Origin of the sequence: Paenarthrobacter sp. AR 02, assembly GCF_021538675.1 — a bacterium.
Lineage (GTDB): Bacteria > Actinomycetota > Actinomycetes > Actinomycetales > Micrococcaceae > Arthrobacter.
Genome location: NZ_JAJUKH010000001.1, coordinates 445,890 through 465,439, shown reverse-complemented (window position 1 = coordinate 465,439; position 19,550 = coordinate 445,890). Strand labels below are relative to the sequence as shown.

General features: G+C 64.4%; 16 protein-coding genes. 9 read left to right on the top strand and 7 right to left on the bottom strand.

Annotation, left to right across the window (positions count from 1 at the left end):
* Positions 1–4 precede the first annotated feature (4 nt).
* The 8 genes from LRQ04_RS02140 (at position 5) to LRQ04_RS02105 (ending at position 12,894) form a co-directional block, all read left to right on the top strand.
* The gene (locus LRQ04_RS02140) at positions 5–760 is read left to right on the top strand and encodes a cytochrome c biogenesis CcdA family protein (RefSeq protein WP_211713418.1); all 756 of its coding nucleotides are present in this window, start codon (positions 5–7) and stop codon (positions 758–760) included.
* Positions 760–2,481 (top strand): cytochrome c biogenesis protein ResB, encoded by a 1,722-nt coding sequence (locus tag LRQ04_RS02135; protein ID WP_235517351.1) that lies wholly within the window; start codon positions 760–762, stop codon positions 2,479–2,481. Before LRQ04_RS02140 ends, LRQ04_RS02135 begins: the two co-directional genes overlap by 1 nt.
* The gene (ccsB, locus tag LRQ04_RS02130) at positions 2,481–3,548 is read left to right on the top strand and encodes a c-type cytochrome biogenesis protein CcsB (protein WP_235517350.1); all 1,068 of its coding nucleotides are present in this window, start codon (positions 2,481–2,483) and stop codon (positions 3,546–3,548) included. Before LRQ04_RS02135 ends, ccsB begins: the two co-directional genes overlap by 1 nt.
* A 174-nt stretch (positions 3,549–3,722) precedes the next feature.
* Positions 3,723–5,849 carry an Hsp70 family protein gene (locus LRQ04_RS02125; protein ID WP_235517349.1) on the top strand — a complete coding sequence of 709 codons (2,127 nt, stop codon included), beginning with the start codon at positions 3,723–3,725 and terminating at the stop codon, positions 5,847–5,849.
* Positions 5,850–5,851: 2 nt separating this feature from the next.
* Positions 5,852–7,903, top strand: a complete 2,052-nt coding sequence (locus tag LRQ04_RS02120) for a LuxR C-terminal-related transcriptional regulator (protein ID WP_235517348.1) — start codon at positions 5,852–5,854, stop codon at positions 7,901–7,903.
* A 175-nt stretch (positions 7,904–8,078) separates the two neighbouring features.
* Positions 8,079–9,428 carry an IniB N-terminal domain-containing protein gene (locus LRQ04_RS02115; protein WP_235517347.1) on the top strand — a complete coding sequence of 450 codons (1,350 nt, stop codon included), beginning with the start codon at positions 8,079–8,081 and terminating at the stop codon, positions 9,426–9,428.
* A gap of 128 nt (positions 9,429–9,556) precedes the next feature.
* On the top strand, positions 9,557–11,422 hold the full coding sequence (locus LRQ04_RS02110) for a dynamin family protein (protein ID WP_235517346.1): 1,866 nt from the start codon (positions 9,557–9,559) through the stop codon (positions 11,420–11,422).
* Positions 11,419–12,894 (top strand): dynamin family protein, encoded by a 1,476-nt coding sequence (locus LRQ04_RS02105; protein WP_235517345.1) that lies wholly within the window; start codon positions 11,419–11,421, stop codon positions 12,892–12,894. The genes LRQ04_RS02110 and LRQ04_RS02105 overlap by 4 nt, the downstream gene beginning before the upstream one ends.
* On the opposite strand, the gene LRQ04_RS02100 is transcribed toward LRQ04_RS02105, so the two are convergent.
* Together LRQ04_RS02100 and LRQ04_RS02095 are read right to left on the bottom strand one after the other, a co-directional pair.
* Positions 12,875–13,477: a hypothetical protein gene (locus LRQ04_RS02100; RefSeq protein WP_235517344.1), complete on the bottom strand. Its 603-nt coding sequence runs from the start codon at positions 13,475–13,477 to the stop codon at positions 12,875–12,877. The genes LRQ04_RS02105 and LRQ04_RS02100 overlap by 20 nt on opposite strands.
* Before the next feature lie 6 nt (positions 13,478–13,483).
* The gene (locus LRQ04_RS02095) at positions 13,484–13,924 is read right to left on the bottom strand and encodes a PLD nuclease N-terminal domain-containing protein (protein WP_235517343.1); all 441 of its coding nucleotides are present in this window, start codon (positions 13,922–13,924) and stop codon (positions 13,484–13,486) included.
* Between the two features lie 87 nt (positions 13,925–14,011).
* On the opposite strand from LRQ04_RS02095, the gene LRQ04_RS02090 reads away from it, so the two are divergent.
* Complete coding sequence (locus LRQ04_RS02090; RefSeq protein WP_235517342.1) at positions 14,012–14,323, top strand: DUF4229 domain-containing protein; 312 nt, start codon at positions 14,012–14,014, stop codon at positions 14,321–14,323.
* 61 nt (positions 14,324–14,384) lie between these two features.
* On the opposite strand, the gene LRQ04_RS02085 is transcribed toward LRQ04_RS02090, so the two are convergent.
* The 5 genes from LRQ04_RS02085 to LRQ04_RS02065 form a co-directional block, all read right to left on the bottom strand.
* Positions 14,385–15,263, bottom strand: coding sequence for a 1,4-dihydroxy-2-naphthoate polyprenyltransferase (locus tag LRQ04_RS02085; RefSeq protein ID WP_235517341.1), 879 nt, complete (start codon positions 15,261–15,263; stop codon positions 14,385–14,387).
* Between the two features lie 61 nt (positions 15,264–15,324).
* Entirely contained in the window at positions 15,325–16,464 is a 1,140-nt protein-coding gene (locus LRQ04_RS02080; RefSeq protein WP_235517340.1) for an AMP-binding protein, read from the bottom strand.
* Between the two features lie 9 nt (positions 16,465–16,473).
* Positions 16,474–17,424, bottom strand: coding sequence for a 1,4-dihydroxy-2-naphthoyl-CoA synthase (locus LRQ04_RS02075; RefSeq protein ID WP_235517339.1), 951 nt, complete (start codon positions 17,422–17,424; stop codon positions 16,474–16,476).
* Positions 17,425–17,469: 45 nt separating this feature from the next.
* Positions 17,470–18,198 (bottom strand): CPBP family intramembrane glutamic endopeptidase, encoded by a 729-nt coding sequence (locus LRQ04_RS02070; protein WP_235517338.1) that lies wholly within the window; start codon positions 18,196–18,198, stop codon positions 17,470–17,472.
* A 56-nt stretch (positions 18,199–18,254) separates the two neighbouring features.
* A complete protein-coding gene (locus LRQ04_RS02065) occupies positions 18,255–19,505 on the bottom strand; it encodes an Nramp family divalent metal transporter (protein WP_235517337.1) in 1,251 nt (416 codons plus the stop codon).
* Positions 19,506–19,550: the final 45 nt, after the last annotated feature.

The window sequence follows — 19,550 nt, the reverse complement described above, 5'->3', positions numbered from 1 at the left end:
AACCGTGAACAGTCCCTTCGCCGAGACCATCCTCAACGGATCCCTGCTGCTGGCTGTGCCCGTGGCATTGCTCGCCGGGCTGGTCTCCTTCCTCTCGCCATGCGTGCTGCCCCTGGTGCCCGGGTACCTTGGCTACGTCACTGGACTGACCGGCGTCGACCTGCAAAAGCAGCGGCGTGGCCGCATGCTGGCCGGAATCGGCCTGTTCGTCCTTGGCTTCTCGGTGATTTTCGTCCTGCTCGGCGGTGCCTTCGGCCAGTTGGGTACCCTCCTGACCGGTCCGCAGAACGCCTGGATCACCCAGGTGCTTGGCCTCCTGGTGATTGTCATGGGCGTGGTGTTCATGGGCGGTTTCGGCTGGCTCCAGCGTGACGCGAAAATCCACGCCAAACCGCCGGCGGGCCTGTGGGGTGCACCTCTGCTGGGGCTCACGTTCGGCCTTGGCTGGGCACCCTGCATCGGCCCGACCTACTCCGCGGTACAGTTGCTGAGCCTGTCCGGCGGTTCGTCGGCGGCCAAGGGTGCACTCCTTGCCTTCATCTACAGCCTTGGCCTGGGCATTCCGTTCCTCCTGATCGCTTTGGCCGTTCGCCGCGGTATGGGCGTCATGTCCTTCTTCCGCAAGCACCGCCTGGCTATCCAGCGGATCGGCGGAGGCATCCTGATTTTGCTCGGCATCCTGATGGCCACCGGAGTGTGGGGGACCTGGGTGACCGAGTTGCAGTACTGGTTCCAAAACGACGTGAAGTTGCCGATCTGATGAGTGAGTCCGTGAAAGCCAAGAAGAAGTCGCCCTCCGCTGAAAGCGCCACCGCAGAAGGCGCAGCAGGCGAAGGCAAACTCCAGCAGGCAAAGTCCGAGGCCGCGCTTCCCGCGCTTGGCTTCAAGGGCATGCTGCGTTGGGCGTGGACGCAGCTCACCAGCATGCGGACGGCACTTTTCCTGTTGCTCATGCTCGCAGTGGGGGCCGTGCCCGGGTCCTTGTTCCCGCAACGGCCGGCCAACCCTGCCGTGGTCACCCAATACATCAAGGACAACCCGTCCTACGGCCAGTTCCTGGATGCGTTGCAGCTTTACGACGTGTACTCGTCTGCCTGGTTCTCTGCGATCTACATCCTGCTGTTCATCTCGCTGATCGGCTGTGTCACTCCGCGCGCGATCGCCCACTACAAGGCCATGAAGTCGCAGCCCCCGCGCACTCCCAAGCGCCTTTCCCGCCTGCCGGAGTACGGCACCCTCGCATTGCCCGCCGACGCCGGGATCCCGGCGTCGAAGGCCATCAACGATGCCGCTGGACTGCTCAAGAAGCGCGGCTACCGCGTCGAGGTCAGGAACGCCGACGGCGACCTTCCGTCCTTGGGTGCCGAGCGCGGCTTCCTGAAGGAGGTGGGCAACCTGGTGTTCCACACGTCCCTGATCGGGGTGTTGGTGTCCGTGGCAATTGGCGGCCTCTTCGGCTACAGCGGCCAGCGCATCCTGGTTGAGGGCGATACGTTCGTGAACACCCTGGTGGGCTACGACCAATTCACGCCCGGCACGAACTTCCAGAGCAGTTCCCTGCAGCCTTACTCCATGCAGCTGGACAAGTTCAATGCAAAGTTCGACCGCGAATCACCGGGCAAGGCCGGCCAGCCCATCGACTACACCGCCGAAGTCACCACCAAGGAAACCCCCGATTCGCCGGCCAAGAAGGAAACCCTGAAGGTCAACGATCCCGTTTCCCTGGGCGGAACCAGCCTGTACCTCACGGGAAACGGCTACGCACCCATGGTGACCGTCCGCGACGGCGAGGGCAACGTGTCCTTCCAAGGCCCGGTCATCGCCAAGGTCCAAGGCGACAACTACTACTCCTCCGTGGTCATCAAGGTGCCGGATGCCAAGCCTGAACAGCTCGGATTCGTGGGCTTCTTCCTCCCCACGGCGTTGGTCACCAGTGACGGGATCTCCTTCAGCGGGGCCCCCGAACTGGTCAACCCGCAGCTGAGCCTCAACTCGTTCTACGGTGACCTTGGCCTGGACAAGGGCGTGCCCCAGAACGTGTTTGAACTGGATGTCGAGAAGCTCAAGCCGTTGAACAGCCGCAACCTCGCGGCAGGCGGCATCACCCTGACTCCCGGAGCAACCGTCAACCTGCCCGAAGGCAAGGGCAGCATCACGTTCGACGGCGTCAAGAAGTACATCGGCGTGGATATCCACCACAACCCCGGCCAGTTGTATGCCCTGATCTTCGGCCTCCTGGCAGTCGCAGGGCTCATGACGTCCCTGTACGTCAACCGACGCCGCGTCTGGGTACGCACCGGAACCCACGCCGACGGCCGCACCATGGTGGAATACGGTCTCCTTGCCCGCGGTGAAGACCACAGGTTGGCCGGCGAGGCCGCGGCCCTCCGTGAACTCTTTGCCCGGGAATGGAACCTCCCGGAAACGCCTCAGGCACCCCCCACAACAGCAGTCTCTTCCTCAACCTCGAAGGACCAGTAATGCCAGCCATCAACGAAACCCTGGGCCAGTACAGCGAACTGTTCATGCTGTTGGCCGCCGGCACGTACACCGTGGCGTTCATTGCCTTCGCTTGGGACCTGGCGAAAAGCAGCAAGACGTTCCAGGCCGTGGACCTCAAGGCGGCGGCCAGCTCGGCTGGCGAAAAGGTGACGGTTGCAGCTGGTCGCGTAGGTGCAGCCCTGGGCGGTGCCGACGCCGGTGGGCCGGCAGGCCGCGCCGAGCGGCCGACGTCGAGCCTCACCTTTGAGGGCGGAACCGCGGCTGGCGACATGAAGTACGCCGCTGAACGGCGCGTACCCGCGCGCATTGCCGTGGCGCTGACGGTCCTGGGTGTGCTGATCCACGCCGCTGGCGTTATCACCCGCGCACTGGGTGCCGGCCGGGTGCCGTGGGGCAACATGTATGAGTTCCTCACCACGGGTGCTTTCGTGGCTGTCGCCGTCTTCCTTGTTACTTTGATCCGCCGCGACCTGCGGTTCCTGGGCACCTTCGTCCTTGGCCTGGCCATCATCATGCTGGTTGCCGCTTCCGTTTCATTCTGGACCCCGGTGGGCCACCTGGTTCCGGCCCTGCAGAGCTACTGGCTGATCATCCACGTCTCCATCGCGGTCCTGTCCTCGGCACTGTTCACGCTGACTTTCGCCATGTCCGTGCTGCAGTTGCTTCAGTCCTACAGGCAGAAGAACCTCGCGGCCGGCCGCAAGGACAACCTCTCGTTCATGCGGGTGGTGCCCAACGCGCTGAGCCTTGAGAACCTTTCCTACCGCATCAACGCCATTGCCTTCATCGGCTGGACCTTCACCTTGATGTTCGGTGCCATCTGGGCCGAGAAGGCCTGGGGCAGGTTCTGGGGCTGGGACCCGAAGGAAGTCTGGACGTTCGTGATCTGGGTTGTCTACGCAGGCTACTTGCACGCACGTGCCACCCGTGGCTGGACCGGAACCCGCGCTGCGTGGTTGTCGATCGTGGGTTACGCGTGTGTCATTATCAACTTCACGCTCGTCAACACTGTTTTCCAGGGCCTGCATTCCTACTCGGGACTTTAGGCCCATTTCCTGCCTGAGCAGGAAAGATGCCCAGGATGGTCGGTGTCGGCCTCGAAATCAACAAATCGCTGTAGCAACTGAGCCTTTTGCACATGCTTAGCAGGTGCTAACTTGTTCAGGACCCGCTTGTGATGAAGACCGCAGCGCGGTGCCATGTGAACTTTCGAGGTAGCTATGAGCTATGTTCTCGCCATTGACGTCGGGACAAGTTTTACCGCAGCAGCACTGGCCAGGCCCCACCAGGCGCCGCTATCACCACCGGAAATCCTTCCCTTGGGATTGCACGGCAGCGCCGTGCCATCCGTGCTTTACTACGCCGACGACGGCCGGGTTTTGGTGGGAGAACCCGCCGAGCGGCGGGGGCTGGACGACCCCCAGCGGATGGTCCGGGAGTTCAAACGCAGGATCGGGGATTCCGTCCCCCTTTCCGTAGGGGACAACTGGTTGGCACCCGAGGACGTCTACGCCTCCATGGCGCGGTGGGTGGTGGACCGCGCCGAAGAGCGGGAGGGAAGTTCGCCGTCGTCGATCGTCATGACGTACCCGGCGGCGTGGGGTGCGCACCGCACGTCAGTGGTGCAGGCCGCGTTGAACGTCGCGGGCCTCGAAGCGGTGACGTTGCTCAGCGAGCCTGAAGCGGCCGCACTGCACTACGCCTCCCAGACGAGGGTGGAGGACGGAAGCGTCATCGCCGTGTACGACCTCGGTGGTGGCACTTTCGACACGGCCATCCTGCGCAAGGTGGGTGCGGGGAACTTCGAGCTCCTCGGGCGGCCGGATGGCATAGAAACCCTTGGCGGCGCCGATTTCGACGCCGCTGTCTTGCGTCAGGTGATGGGCCACTTGGGCAACGCCGGAGAGGGTTTGGACCCCGCATCGCCGGAGACCTTGGCCGCCCTTTCGCGGCTGAGGCGGGAATGCCGCGAAGCCAAGGAAGCCCTCTCCATGGACAGCGAAGCGAGCGTTGCGGTGGCGCTTCCCTGGACGCAGCAGTCGGTTAGGCTGGTCCGTTCCGAGTTCGAAGCAATGGTCGAGCAGCCCCTCCGCGAGACCGTGGACGCCCTGGAGCGCAGCCTGCGGAGCAACCGTCTTGAGCCTCAGGACCTGAGCGCTGTGCTGCTGATCGGAGGGTCCTCGCGTATTCCGCTCGTGGCCGAGTTGATTTCCGTTGAACTGGGCCGCCCGATAGCTGTTGACGCCGATCCGAAGTCGTCCATCTGCCGCGGCGCCGCGCTTGCAGGTCTCAGCAAGGTGGCAGACGCTGTGGCGGCCGATGCACCGGCTGCGACACCTACGGAACCGGAGGCCACTCGGCCGCGCGTCGTCGCCCGTGTCCCCGTTGCGGGCGTCGTGAAGGCGGCCCCTGGACGTCCCGGCAGGCACGCGCCCCGGCCCCGCGTCCGGATGGCTGCGGCCGCTGCTACCGCCGCGACAGCCCTGGCCATCGCCACCGCCACTGCGGCCCAGAGCCCGGACGGCAACGGACTGCTCGCATCAATGTTCGGGACTCAAGCCGCTGACGTAATGCGCGACGGCGGTGCCCAGGATTCCGGAACACGTGACGGTGCGTCCGGTGGCGGCCCAGCCGCGGCCGCTCCGTTGACCGGGGCGCCGGCGACGGGACTTGAAGCCAGTGCACGAACAGGTGCCGGCCCGGCCGGAGCCGGAGCAGGAGCCGGAAGAAGCCCAGTGCAGAGGGCGACCGGGACAGGACGTGGTTCGGTAGCGAACGGACCCGCTGGAACCGGCTCCGGTACCTCGGCTGGGGCTCAGAGTCAGGCTGGAGCAGCCGCTGGTGGGACCACTGGCACGACGCCGGGGACGGGAACGGGCACGACGCCGGGTTCGGGCACGGGCACGACGCCGGGGACGGGAACGGGCACGACGCCGGGGACGGGAACGACGCCTGGAACGGGAACGCCCTCCACACCCACGGACCCCGGTGGCGCGGCGAGTGGCCCTACACCTCCGCCCGCAACGGACCCCGGGACCCCGCCACCGGCCACTGGTCCTGGCACCCCGCCACCGGCAACGGACCCCGGGACACCTGCGCCGCCAACCGGTCCTGGCACCCCGCCACCGGCCACCGACCCGGGGACCACCCCGCCACCGGCCACGGACCCTGTGACTCCGCCACCCGCACCTGACCCTGCACCGCCGTCTCCCGAACCAACCGCGCCGCTGGGTGATCCGGCCCCGACGCTGGATCCCGCCCCGGTCACCGACCCGCCACCTGTCCCGCCGCCTGCCACCACGGATAACGGCCCGAGCCTGGATACCGCGTCGACCTCGGTGGTTTAGGCATGACGGGGCCAGACCATGCTTCCCAACCCACCACCAGCAAGGACGCAACTCCTGATCGGCCCGACGTGGTCCTTGCCGGACACAATGCATTGCTCCGGGAGTTGCTCCTTGCGTTGTCAGTAGGCTTCACCCTGCCTGGGCCGCTGCCGGATGACCTGGAGACCCGGGACGGGCTTGAAGACGCAGTGGCAGCCGGTAAGGAAGCCGGGCTGCTTTCTCCGGATGGAACCGTGGTGGGGACCGTCCAATATGCGCTGTTGAACAATGCACCCAAGCCGCAACTCCGTGCACTGCAGCGGGAGCTGGTAGGGAAGATCCTGCAGGAAGAGACGGGCCTGGGTGATGTTGCCCGTGAGCTCGCACGGAGCGGATTGCAGGACCCCCGTGTGGCGGAGGAGCTGGAACGCTGGGCGGACCTGGTGCTGGATGCTGATCCACAGTTGGCCGCCGATCTCTTCGCCGAAGCACTCCTTGCCGGAGCTCCGGAGCTTCCCACCGCCGCGCGGCGGGCCCAAGCCGCTGCAGCTATCGGCGACTTGGACGCTGCGGGAAGAATCGTGGACAGGCTTTTGGCCATGCCCGATGCCCCTGGGCTTCGCCTGGGTGCGGACGTTGCCGCTGCCGTGTGGGCGCACCGCGGCATGCTGGCCCGTAGCGCGGACACTTACAGGTGGGTTGGCCCTGACAGGATCGACGATTCCGCGCCGCTGGCAGCAGTGGCAATGATCGGCGCCGGTGATGCAAGCGGCGCCGAGCAAATCCTCGGCGCCACACCGTTGGCGGGCTCGCCTACGCTCTTGGCGGTGGCGCTGACATTGTCCCAGCAGGGGCTCAGGCACACCCTGGGGCGGGAACCACAGCGGGCGTTGCCGGAACTCATCCGGGCGTCAGACATGATGAACGCGGCCGGCGCATCGATTCCCTTGCCGGAGACCCCTGCAGCATTGGCGGCTCTCTGTGCGATCCACAGTGGGGAACCCGCGGTGGCGGACACGGTGCTCAGTGCTGCCCTCGCCGCCGGCCAGGGCGGAGATGCTTGCAGGCCCAGGCTGTTCCTGCTTCAGGCTTGGTGCTCAATGCAACAGGACAACCCCGAAGAAGCACGCTTGGCCATCAATGAGGCCGTCAAGGCCAACCACTGGCCCCTGGCTCCACGGGATACCTTCCTGTTGGCGGCACTGGAGGTGGCCTTGGCGCGGCGCGGCAGCGAGGTGCACGAACTGGTGCTCGCCTGGGACAGGGCCCGTGAGGCCATGATGCACGTATCCGTGGACCTCTTCAGCCTGCTGCCCTGGGGAGAACTGGCCATAGCCGCAGCGAGGCTACGGGAGACGCGACGAATCTCGCCGTCCATGGACAGTGCGTGGGAGTTGTTGGGCCGCTTGGGAAATCCGCCATTGTGGTCGGTTCCGCTGCACTGGGCGGGGGTGCAGGCCGCATTGCTGGGCGAAAGCCCCGCTGAACTTGCTCCGCATGCTGCGGCATTGGTGCGCGCGTCCGAACACAGCCATCTGGCCTCTGTCCTAGCCGCTGGCGGAAAGGCCTGGGTTTCCGTACTCGCCAGCAGGTTCGAAGCGTCCGACGTCGAAACAGCGGCCCGTGGGCTGGCTGCGGTAGGCATGCCATGGGAAGGTGCGCGGTTGGCCGGCCACGCCGCCGCGCACGCCGATGAACGGCGCGACATGGTACGGCTGCTGGCGTGTGCCAGGGATATCCATCCGCAGGGGGCAACCACCATCACGGGCACCACTGCGGGGTCTTCCGAGCGGGCCGAAGCTGCCGGGCGTCAGGACCCAGGCGCGCCGCTGCCGGATGCGGGAGAGGCCCCAGGCATACCTGACTCTTCAGGCCTGAGCGTCAGGGAACGGGAAGTGGGCCGACTGCTTCTGGAGGGCAAAACCTACCGCGAAATCGGCGAAGCCATCTACATCTCGCCCCGCACCGCAGAGCATCATGTAGCCCGGATGCGCCGCCGGCTGGGGGCCGAAAACCGTTCCGAACTGCTGGTCCGGCTCCGCCTGGCCTTGGGGGAGGGGTACCCACCTCCGTAGTCGGTCACCCCCTCCACCCCCTAACGGGAATGCACCGGATCCCCTAACGCCGGGGTGGCCGGTAGGGGGACCGCCCCCGATGCCCCGCCCCTGGCCCGGGCCATACGTTGAGTGGGAGCCCGGCAAAGGCGCCGGGCCATTTACCACCCACCACAGAATTTGAGGGAGCACTCCAATGCCTACACTCGCACAACAGCTCGTGCAGTTCCTGATGAGCCTGTTCAACGATCCTGACGCAGCCGAAGAGTTCGTACGTAACCCGGAAGCGGCCCTTTCCGCGGCCGGCCTGCGGCACGTCTCCTCGGCAGACGTCGACGCCGCACGGCCCGTGGTCCTGGACTACGCACCCATCAACGCCCGCTCCTCGTTCGACCGCGAATACAACACTGGCGGCAACCACGCTTCCACCGGCGGCTGGGAAGGCGGTGGCCAAGGCGGCGGACGCCCCCACAATTCCGGTGGCGGCGACCATGAGCACGACGGCGGTGGGCATGGCGGTGCCGGTGGCGGTTGGGGCGGCCATGATGGTGGCGACGACCACGAGCACGACGGCGGTGGGCATGGCGGTGCCGGCGGTGGTTGGGACGGCCATGATGGTGGCGACGACCATGAGCACGACGGCGGCGGGCATGGCGGTGCCGGTGGCGGCGACTATGATGATCACGCCCACGCCGTCCAGCAGCTGATCCATGTGGTGAACAACTACTCGTACACCACCACCATCGACGACCGCGACACCATCACCGATCAGTCGGTCAACCAGAACATCTGGGCCGATGGCGACGTCACGCAGTTCTTCAACCAGGATGCCGTGACTGCTTCGGGGGATGGGGCCATCGCGGCCGGCGGAGACGTGAGGGATTCCGGGAACACGACAACCACCACGACGACGACCCACACCGATGACCACTCCACGGACAACTCGGTCAACATCACGGAGTCGGGCGACGGCGATGTTGAGGTGGGCAACACGGACATCGATGTCAGGGACTCTTTCAACGACGACCACTCGGTAACGAAGGATTCCTACAACACCGACACGGATGTCGACGTCGATATCAAGGACTCCTTCAACGAGGAGACCGACAACTCGGTCCACAACACCACGAACAACGTCTCGGACTCGTTCAACGACAATTCGCAGGACAACTCCGTGGATGTTGATGCGGACATCGATGTTGACATCGCGGACTCCTTCAACACGGACAACTCGTCCACGACGACGAACAACACAACCACGAACACGGACAACTCGAACAACTCCTTCAACGCGACGGACTCCTTCAACTCCACCGACGTTGATGTGGACCTGAAAGACGTCCAGGTGATCAATGACTCGGTGGTGGCGCAGGACAACGAGTTGACCTACACGGAGGACAACTCCACCACAGTGGGCGACGTGGACGTGGACTACACCAACGTCGAGGACAACACAGTGATCGCCGACAACGACCTCGATGTCGAGTACAACAACATCGACGACTCGATCGTCGTCGCCAAGAACGACGTGGACATCGACCAGTAACCAGTGCACCAAACGGCGCAGCGAAATGCTGCACCGCGAAGTCCCCAGGCAGTGCCCGGCAGGTCGTACACACCTGCCGGGCACGTCGTGGCCTCCCGTCCAAGGGTGGCAGAGCAAAGGACGAATTTGTGGCGGAAACAGTACGTATGACCACACTGGTGGAGCAAGGCATTGCCGTCGTGGGGGAACGGAACGACCTCAGGCGGCGCCTGGAAAACACCCTGGAGCGGCTCCGGGACCCCAGTGTCCGTGTGATTGTTGTTGGGGAATTCAAGCAAGGCAAAAGCCAGCTGATCAACGCCATGGTCAATGCCCCGGTCTGTCCCGTAGACGACGACATTGCCACGACGGTCCCAACCGTCGTACGGCAAGGGGACCCGGCGTCGGCCGTCGTCCTTGTTCCCCGCCATGGCGGCAGCGTCACGGAATCCGACGGCGGACCTGAGGCGCCCGTGGAGCGGCAATCGATCGGGCTCGATGAGCTTGCAGACTATGTGTCCGAGAAGGGAAATCCGGGAAACGCCAGGAACATCGTGGCGGCCGAAGTATCGCTTCCCCGCAAACTGCTCGCCGGGGGCCTCACCATGGTTGACTCTCCGGGTGTCGGCGGGCTGGGCTCCTCCCATACGCTCACCACCCTGACGGCGCTGCCATCAGCCCATGCGATGGTGTTCGTCTCTGATGCTTCGCAGGAATACACGGAACCGGAAATCCGGTTCCTCCATCAAGCACTGCGGATCAGCCCCAACGTGCTCTGCGTACTCTCCAAAACGGACCTCTATCCCAGCTGGCGGCAAATAGCTGACCTGGACAAAGGCCACCTGGAAGCTGTCGCACCCGGCATCCCGTTGTTCCCTGTCTCCTCCGAACTGCGGTTGCAGGCGGCCAGGCTCCAGGACACAGAACTCAACGACGAATCAGGGTTCCCGGCGCTGATCTCGCACCTTCGCACCAACATTGTGGGCGAGGCTGCCAGGCTGCAACGCCGATCCGTAGCACACGACGTCCTTTCCGTCACCGAACACCTGAGGCTTGCGCTGCAATCGGAGCTGGGTGCCCTGGAGAATCCCGAAGGCACACCGCACATGATTGCCGGTCTGAAGGCGGCGAAGGAGGACGCCGACGCCCTCCGTAAACGATCGGCCCGGTGGCAGATCACCCTCAACGACGGGATTGGAGACCTCATCGCGGACATGGAGTACGACCTGAAGGACAGACTCCGCCGGATCCAACGCGAAGCCGAAACCGCCATCGACCAAGGGGACCCCGGGCCGGCATGGGAGCAGTTCACCTCGTGGTTGGAACAAAGCACGGCCGCCGCAGTTTCGGACACCTTCGTGTGGACCAACGAAAGGGCACAATGGCTGGCTCGCCAGGTGGCCGTGCACTTCTCCGAAGACGAGGTGGCGCTGCCGACGTTGCAGGTTTCAGATACGGGAGGTGTGCTGGACCCGGTGGCGGACATCCAACAGATGGAAGACGGCCGCATGGGGGCGGTCCAGAAGATCCTGATCGGGATGCGGGGGTCCTATGGGGGAGTCCTGATGTTCGGGTTGCTGACAGGGCTGTTCGGCCTCGCGCTGATCAATCCGCTATCCGTGGGTGCGGGCCTCATGCTGGGCCGGAAGGCCTACCGCGAAGAACAGGAAGCCCGGCTGAAACGGCGCCAGGCCGAAGCCAAGATGCTTGTCCGCAAGCAGGTGGACGACGTCGTCTTCCAGGTAGGAAAGCAGCTGAAGGACAGGCTGCGGATGGTCCAGCGGGCCACCCGCGACCACTTCACTGACATCGCTGAAGAGCATCACCGTTCCCTCACTGAATCTGTTGCCGCCGCCCAAAAAGCTGCGGCCACCTACGCCGTGGAACGTGACATGCGGATCAAGGAGATCCGGAACCAACTCAGGGTGGTCGATGCCCTCAGCTCAGGCGCCCGGCAGTTGCTGGACAGAAGTCCGGATCCCCAGCCGACACCGTCCACGGTCCCCGCGGGATGATTCCGTCCGGTATTGCTGGAGCGACGGAGCTGCTGGGGCTGGCCCGTGGGGCTTTCCACGACGACGCCGATGCGCTCGCCGTGCTGGATGAGCTGGATGCCAGACTTGCCGGGCCACTTCGTATTGCCGTGGCCGGGATGGTCAAAGCCGGCAAATCAACCCTCCTCAACGCGATCATCGGCGAAGAAATAGCGCCCACCGATGCAGGGGAGTGCACCCGCATTGTCACGTGGTACCGCTTCGGACACACCCCACGGATCACCCTTTACCCCCTCACAGGTGAGCCCAAAGGACTCCCGGTCACACGGGTGGACGGTCGGCTGGTCTTTACCCTGGGTGAGGTCCGGCCCGAGGAAGTGGAACGGCTGGTGGTGGACTGGCCGGCAGCCAGCCTGCGTGATCTCACCCTGATAGATACGCCCGGGATTGCCTCCCTGTCCCAGGAGGTGTCCGCCCGGTCCACGGCGTTTCTGCTGCCCGAGGACTCGCCGGCGGCCGCTGACGCTGTCATCTACCTCATGCGGCACCTGCACGCCTCCGATGTGAGGTTCCTTGAGTCATTCAAAGACACTGCGGCCGGACAGTCGGGAACGGTCAACGCCTTGGCCGTGCTCTCCCGGGCCGATGAAATCGGTGCCGGGAGGATCGATTCGTTGATCTCCGCGGCCGTGATCGCCGAGAGGTACAGCAAGGACCAAAACCTCAGGCCCCTGGCTTTGGGAGTGGTCCCAGTGGCAGGCCTTCTGGCACAAAGCTCCAGGACCATGCGCCAATCAGATGTCGAGGCCCTGCAATTGTTGGCAAGCATGGACAGGAATTCAAGGGAAAGGCTCATGCTGTCCGTGGACCGTTTCATCCGCAGCGACGGCCCCGGGCAACTCGACCCGGAAACGAAGTCCTCCCTGGTGAGCAGGTTCGGCTTGTTCGGCATCCGGCTCGGTGTGGCCCTCATCCGTGGCGGGACCAACAACCCCACCGACCTTGCCCATGAATTGGCACGCCGCAGCGGCCTTGGCCAACTGCTCGACACCGTCGAGCACCTCTTCCAAACGCGGGCCGAGGCACTGAAGGCGCGTGCCGCCGTCGTGGGTGTGGAAGCCTTGGTAAGAGGGGCGCCGAAGGAACGCGCCGCACCAGTGGAAGCAGCGTTGGAGAGGCTTCAGGCCGGTGCCCACGAGTTCCGGGAGTTGAAGCTCCTGGCGGACTTGAGGACGGGCGGGGTGGGCCTGGGACCCTCAGCGTCGGCCGAAGCGGAACGGCTGGTGGGCGGGCGAGGCAGCAGCCCTGCGCTGCGGCTTGGCCTTGCCCGGGACGCGGATGACCGCCTTATCAGCGAAACTGCAAGGGACAGCCTTCAGCGCTGGCGGCTGGCTGCGGAGAACCCCTTGACCGAACCGCGCGCGGTGGAGGCTTGCCGCGTCGTGATGCGCAGCTGTGAGGGGATGATGGCTCCTACTGCCGCCGTTCGCTGAGCAGCCAGGATGTGGTGGACGGAAGGAACAGCAGGATCAGGCCCGCCGCCGCCAAGACAAACTGCGCAGCCAGCAGCAGTGTTGCCAGGACACCTTCAGAGCCTGGTGCCACCACGAAGTCCCGGGTGATGACTGTGACGATGGCGTGGAGGAGGACCACCGGAGCCAGTGCCCATCGCGCCCACAGCCGGCGTTTGAAGAGGACGGCCAAGAGTACTGCCTCCATGGCCATGACCAGCGCCAGCATGGCGAGGCTCCCAAGAAATACGACGGCGGTGGCACCGTCAACCGCTTTCGCGTCACCGTCAGGAACCATGGTCCCTATGACGCCCTTTAGGCGTTCAAAATGCGAATCCCGAGCCAGGAAGCCAGTCACCACAACACCAAGTCCGGCCAGGAAGCTTGCCACCCACAGCGAACGGGAGACCGTTGCAAACGTGGGTGGTTTGGTGGCTGAGGCTATCGGCGGCGCGCTGGACAGGGTGATCCCGGGGCGGGGTGGAGGCGCGGGTTCGGCTTTTGGCCCGCTGGCTGATGGTGTGGGGGAGGGTGACTGCCGTGAACCATCAGCTTGCTGGGCCATGTTCGCCTACTTCAGCTCGTCGGTATCATGCGGATCCGGCTCGCCGTGCTTGGCCTCGCCGGCGGTGAAACCTGGTTTCGCGCCCTTGTTCTTGCCGTCGGGGGGATTCTCTCCGGCTTTGCGCTCCCTGGCTTCCAGTTCAGCCTTGAGCTTTTTCAGTCGCTCATCTTCGGCTTGGTTCCGGCGGCGCGCTTCCAGGTTTCGAAGGAACTCGGGGTCGTCGTCAGGGGCAGTGGGCTGGCGGCGGACAGGCTGCGCGGCCTGCCTGCCGTAGGGGCGTCCGAAGATGAACCAGAGGATCGCGCCCAGCAATGGCAGGAGGATCATCACAATGATCCACGCGGTTTTGGAAATGCCGCGGGTCTGGTGGCGGTCCGTGCGGATGACATCCACCAGGGCATAGACGAAGATGACCAGGACTACGACGACACCTATAACGCGGGGCATGCATCAAGTCTAGTCTCCGCAAGGCATTCACCGGATGCCCACTTTTGGCCGTGATCAGAGTGCAACCATCCGGGCGGCTAAACTTGGATGGTGGCTTTCCTGAAGTATTCCCTCATCCGTCTGGCGCTGTTCGCGCCGTTGTTCGTGCTGTTCGTCTTTTTGGGGGTGGGCTGGTTCCTGGCGGTCATCTTTGCCGGACTGATTGCCTTCGCCATCAGCTACCTGTTCTTCCAGAAGCAGCGTGACGCTGCTACGGCGTCCATGCACGAACGTTTCTCCGGACGGGCCAAGCCCATCCGGACCGCCGGGGAGGTCGAAGATGCTGCGGCCGAGGACGGACTCGTGGAGCAGAACCCGGACATCGCCGTCAACAACGACAAGCGCCCCGGCACCAAATAGGCGTCTCTAAACAGCTAACGCCCCTAAAACCGCGTTTTAGGGGCGTTAGTTGTATGAAAACTCAGATGCGGGTCAGGATCAGGCCCAACGAGAAGAGCAGGCTGTAACCCAGGTTGATCAGGCCGGTCTGCTTGAGCACCGGGATGAGGCTCTTACGCTTCTTGCCGTTGATCATCAGCCAGGCCGGCATGAGGCAGGCGGGGATCAGCAACAACACGATCAGCATCCATGGCTTGGTGGGTGCGAGGACTACCACCAGGAGGATGGCGACACCCAGCATCAGGACGTAGCTCTCGCGTGCGTGCCTGTCTCCCAGCCGAACAGCCAGGGTTCTCTTGCCCGCTACCGTATCCGTGGGAATGTCCCTGACGTTGTTGGCCATCAGGAGGGCGCAGGCGATCAGGCCGGTCCCTATCGCGCCGATCACGGCAGCCAGGCTCACTTGCCCGGCCTGCGTGTACGTGGTGCCAAGGGTGGCAACCAGTCCGAAGAAGACGAACACGAACACGTCGCCCAGACCCATGTAGCCGTAGGGGTTCTTGCCGCCGGTGTAGCCCCACGCCGCCAGGACGCAGCCGATGCCTACCAGGATCAGCCACCAGGACTGCGTGATGATTACCAGGATCAGGCCACACACCATCGCCAAGCCGAAAAGGCCGAACGCGGCCCACTTCACTTGCTCGGGTTTGGCCGCGCCCGAACCAACCAGCCTCAGCGGGCCAACGCGGTCCTCGTCCGTGCCCCGGATGCCGTCGGAGTAGTCATTGGCGTAGTTGACGCCAACTTGAAGCAGCAGGGCAACGAGCGCCGCCAGGATCGCGTTCGGCAGCCGGAACGAATGGAGCTCGTACGCCGCTGCCGAACCGATGAGGACGGGCGCGATGGCCGCGGGCAGTGTGCGGAGCCGGGCTCCTTGAATCCATTGTGCAGCTGTCGCCACGTGTAGTACCTCGTGTATTTCGCGGTTGATCGTTCGTCAGGGGTGTGGGGTAAGAACGTGTCTATTGTCCCTGATGCAGGTTGGAAAGCAGTTCAATCATGGCCATGCGGTCCGGTTTTCCGTTCGGAAGCATGGGCAAATCCTTATCAGCAAACACTGTCTTGGGGGCCAGGACGCCCAGTGCTTCCTCGCGACGGGCGGTGAATCCCTTCACACCCTCGGGCGAAGGATCAGCCACGGCAACGTACGCCGCCACGGCTTGCCCCCACTCGCGCGAAGGGACGCCGGCCACAAAAGCCGCGTTCACGCCGTCGAGCGCTTCGAGCTTGCTTTGGATGTATGAAGCGGAGGCTTTGATCCCGCCGGTGATGATGACGTCGTCGGCGCGGCCCAGCACGGTGAGTTTGCCGTCGTCGGCCAGTTCTCCGAGATCGCCCGTGACGTACCAGCGGACCCCGTCCTCTTCGAAGAACGCTGCTTTGGAGGCGCGGGCGGCGTCCAGGTAGCCGGCCGCCACCGTGGCGCCACCGAGGAGGATGCGGCCTTCCAGCTCGCCCTCACCGATGCGGACCTCGACGCCGTCCAGCGGCTCGCCGTCGTAAACGCACCCGCCGCAGGTCTCGGCCGAGCCGTACGTGGTGACGACCGAGAGCCCCTTGTCCCGCGCAGCACAAAGCAGCTCAGCCGACGCCGGTGCACCGCCCAGGAGAATCGCGTTGAAGCGGCGCAGCACGGCCAGGGTCTCCGGCGCGGGGGAGTCCAGGAGCCGTTGCAGCTGGGTGGGCACCAAGGAGGTGAAGCGGATTTTGTCCGTGAGTTCCCCGGCTGCGGCAGTGAAGGCCTCGGGCGTGAAACCGTTCGACTGGTCCATCACCCACGGACGCGTCCCGGCATAGAGGGAACGCACCAGGACCTGGACGCCCGCCACGTACTGCAGGGGAAGGGCCAGCAGCCATTGACCTTCGCCGCGAAGCGCCATCGCCGTGGATACGGAGGAAGCTGCGAGGGCGTCAATCGTCAGGACCGTTGCCTTGGGCGCGCCGGTGGAACCGGAAGTCCGGACCACCACGGCTGCGTCCTCGATGCCGGTCTCAACCGGGACTGCGGCCAAGCCGCCGTCTTCCTGGGTGACGATTTCGACGGCGGGACCCTCACCGTGCAGGGCAGCGGCGAGTGCTTTGAGTACGGGATCGATGTCCACGGGCCGGTCCTAGAAGTAGTAGGGGAAGTTGGACCAGTCCGGGTCGCGTTTCTGGAGGAAAGCTTCCTTGCCCTCAACGGCCTCGTCCGTCATATAGGCGAGCCGGGTAGCCTCGCCGGCGAAGACCTGCTGCCCGGCAAGGCCATCGTCGGCCAGGTTGAACGCAAACTTGAGCATACGGATGGCCTGGGGGGACTGGCGCGCGATGTCGGCGGCGTATTCCAAGGCGACTTCTTCAAGCCTTTCGTGGTCCACGGCCTCGTTAACGGCGCCCATGCGGACCATGTCGTCCGCGGAATATTCGCGGGCCAGGAAGAAGATCTCCCTCGCAGCCTTCTGCCCGATCTGGCGCGCCAGCAACGCGGAGCCGTATCCGGCGTCGAAACTTCCCACCGTGGCGTCGGTCTGCTTGAATTTGCCGTGCTCTCGGGAGGCGATGGTGAGGTCGCTGACCACGTGCAGGGAGTGGCCGCCGCCGGCTGCCCAACCATTGACGACGGCGATAACCACCTTGGGCATGGTCCGCATCAGCCGCTGGACTTCGAGGATATGGAGCCGGCCGGCGCGGGCGGGGTCTATGGTTTCCTGCGTTTCACCGTCTGCGTACCGGTAGCCGTCGCGGCCCCGGATGCGCTGGTCGCCGCCGGAACAGAACGAGTGGCCGCCGTCCTTTTCGGAAGGCCCGTTGCCGGTGAGAAGGACCGTGGCCACGTCAGGTGTCATGCGGGCGTGGTCCATGGCCCGATAGAGCTCGTCCACGGTGCCGGGACGGAACGCATTGCGGACTTCGGGGCGGTTGAAGGCGATCCGGACCGTGGGGAGGTCCTTGGACGTGCCGTCCGTCGAACGCTCAACCTGCCGGTGGTAAGTCATGTCTTTGAAGTCATCGAAGCCGGATACTGTGCGCCAGCGTGAGGGGTCGAAGACGTCGGAAACCTTGGCAGGGAGTTGGTTGTTCACAGTCCGAGTCTAGTAATGGCGTCAGCTGATGCAGAACTCGTGGACTTATGTTGGGAGCAATTCGGGTGGGACGGCGTAGATAAGGACCACGGCCATGAGGTTCTTGGCTGCATGGACAAAGTAGGAAAACATCAGGTTCTTTCCGGTCCACACATAAACCGCCACCAGCACCACCGCCATGCCCAGGTAGGGAGCGAGCGCGGAAAGCACCAGTCCTTCCCTGCCAATCACGTGGATGGAAGCGAACACCAGCACGGAGATGATGCAACAGACCCAGATGTTCACGTACCCGGACAATTTGCCGATCAGCAGGTGCCTGAACAGGTATTCCTCAACAAAGGGGCCAAGCAACACCAGCAGCGGAACCATGAGCCATGCCGGCACATGCTGCAGCAGGCCCTGGATGCCCAGCTGGTTCTCCGAGGTTGCGGCGGTTCCAAACGCTGCGACCAGGATCGCTGTCAGGATGAGCATCACCACGATGGCCAGCGGGACCATCCCCAACGTGAACCACGGCCGGGTGCCAAGAATCCTGAGGTCGCGTCCGGCTACCCGCCAAGCGGACGCTATCGCGAATATTCCGACGCCGGCATAAAAGAGTGCGTTGACGGCGTAGGATGCGGTGGCCGGGTCGTGGAACAGCTGAAGCATCAGCCGTTCGACGGTCTCGCCGGAAACCGTGAAGTAGATGGTGAATCCCAGGTACGCGGCCACGGCCAAGGCATCGAGTGCGGTAAAGCGGTACAAACGTGCCTTGCTGGTGACGGTGCCCATAGGACCAGACTAGCTTTGCCGTTTGGCGATTTTCATCCCGCATGGCGGGTATGGCCTCAGGATTGGCCGCCAAGGGTCAGGGCGATAAGTACGCAGTTCAGCCCGACAATCAGGGTGGCACTGGTCCAGCCGGCAATTTTCAGGGGAAGGGTGTCCGCGTGGATTCCCATCACCTCACGCTTGCCGGTCAAACGGATCAAGGGGATCAGGGCGAAGGGTATTCCGAAGCTGAGCAGCACCTGGCTGAGGACCAATGCGAGTGTCGGTTCAACCCCGGCTCCCAGGATGACCAAGGCGGGAACCAGGGTAATGACCCGGCGGGTCAGCAGTGGGATCTTTACCTTCAGCAGCCCACCCATGATGGTTGCACCGGCATAGCAGCCCACGGATGTCGACGCCAGCCCCGAGGCCAGCAGCCCGATGGCGAACACGACTCCAATGGTGGGACCCAAGGCCGCTGTAACAGCGGCGTGGGCTCCGGCGATGGTGTCGGTTCCCTCGATCCCGCGAAGGCTGGAGGCCGCCAGCAGCAACATGGAGATGTTGACGATGCCGGCGAGCAGCAAAGCGCCAACGACGTCCACCCGGGTGGTCCGGATCAGCCGGGTCCGGACCAGGGGGTCTTTGGAGAAGCCATGCCGGTCCCGGGCAAGGGCGGAGTGAAGGTAGATCGCGTGGGGCATCACGGTGGCGCCCAACATGCTTGCAGCGAGGAGTACGGTGTCCGGGCCTTCGAACCGCGGAAGCAAGCCGCCCAACGCTTCGCCGGCATCGGGCGGATTCACGAACAACCCCGAGACGAATCCGACGGCAATGATTCCCAGGAGAACCAGGATGGCGTACTCAAAGGAGCGTTGTCCCCGCCTCGACTGCAGGGCCAGCAGCAGCATGGATGCGACGCCGACGATCACTCCGCCCGCCAGCAGGGGCAGCCCGAACAGCAGGTTGAGGGCCACGGCGCCGCCGATCACCTCGGCCATGTCGGTAGCTCCGGCAACGATCTCGGCCTGCGCCCAGTAAAGGCGCCGGCGTTTTGTGCCCAGCCGTTGTCCCAGGATTTCAGGAAGGCTCAGTCCCGTGGCCAGGCCGAGCTTGGCGGACTGGTATTGCACCAGGACGGCCATGGCGTTGGCGGCCACCAGGACCCAGACCAGCAAGTATCCGTACTTGGCGCCCGCAGTGAGGTTCGCGGCCACATTTCCTGGGTCCACGTAAGCGATGGCAGCCACGAAAGCGGGGCCCAGCAGCAGCAGGCGGGACCAGACCTTGGCAGGCGTGACGCGTGTTTGCAGGGTTGGTGCAGCCATGGTGGTCCTCATCGTTGGGGGTGCTCTGATAACGAGGATAACCGA

What these genes read in the sequence shown, in the direction of transcription:
- LRQ04_RS02135 (WP_235517351.1), top strand. Translation starts at nt 760, where the DNA reads ATGAGTGAGTCCGTGAAAGCCAAGAAGAAGTCGCCCTCCGCTGAAAGC.
- ccsB (WP_235517350.1), top strand. Translation starts at nt 2,481, where the DNA reads ATGCCAGCCATCAACGAAACCCTGGGCCAGTACAGCGAACTGTTCATG.
- LRQ04_RS02125 (WP_235517349.1), top strand. Translation starts at nt 3,723, where the DNA reads ATGAGCTATGTTCTCGCCATTGACGTCGGGACAAGTTTTACCGCAGCA.
- LRQ04_RS02120 (WP_235517348.1), top strand. Translation starts at nt 5,852, where the DNA reads ATGACGGGGCCAGACCATGCTTCCCAACCCACCACCAGCAAGGACGCA.
- LRQ04_RS02115 (WP_235517347.1), top strand. Translation starts at nt 8,079, where the DNA reads ATGCCTACACTCGCACAACAGCTCGTGCAGTTCCTGATGAGCCTGTTC.
- LRQ04_RS02105 (WP_235517345.1), top strand. Translation starts at nt 11,419, where the DNA reads ATGATTCCGTCCGGTATTGCTGGAGCGACGGAGCTGCTGGGGCTGGCC.
- LRQ04_RS02100 (WP_235517344.1), bottom strand. Translation starts at nt 13,477, where the DNA reads ATGGCCCAGCAAGCTGATGGTTCACGGCAGTCACCCTCCCCCACACCA.
- LRQ04_RS02095 (WP_235517343.1), bottom strand. Translation starts at nt 13,924, where the DNA reads ATGCCCCGCGTTATAGGTGTCGTCGTAGTCCTGGTCATCTTCGTCTAT.
- LRQ04_RS02090 (WP_235517342.1), top strand. Translation starts at nt 14,012, where the DNA reads ATGGTGGCTTTCCTGAAGTATTCCCTCATCCGTCTGGCGCTGTTCGCG.
- LRQ04_RS02070 (WP_235517338.1), bottom strand. Translation starts at nt 18,198, where the DNA reads ATGGGCACCGTCACCAGCAAGGCACGTTTGTACCGCTTTACCGCACTC.
- LRQ04_RS02065 (WP_235517337.1), bottom strand. Translation starts at nt 19,505, where the DNA reads ATGGCTGCACCAACCCTGCAAACACGCGTCACGCCTGCCAAGGTCTGG.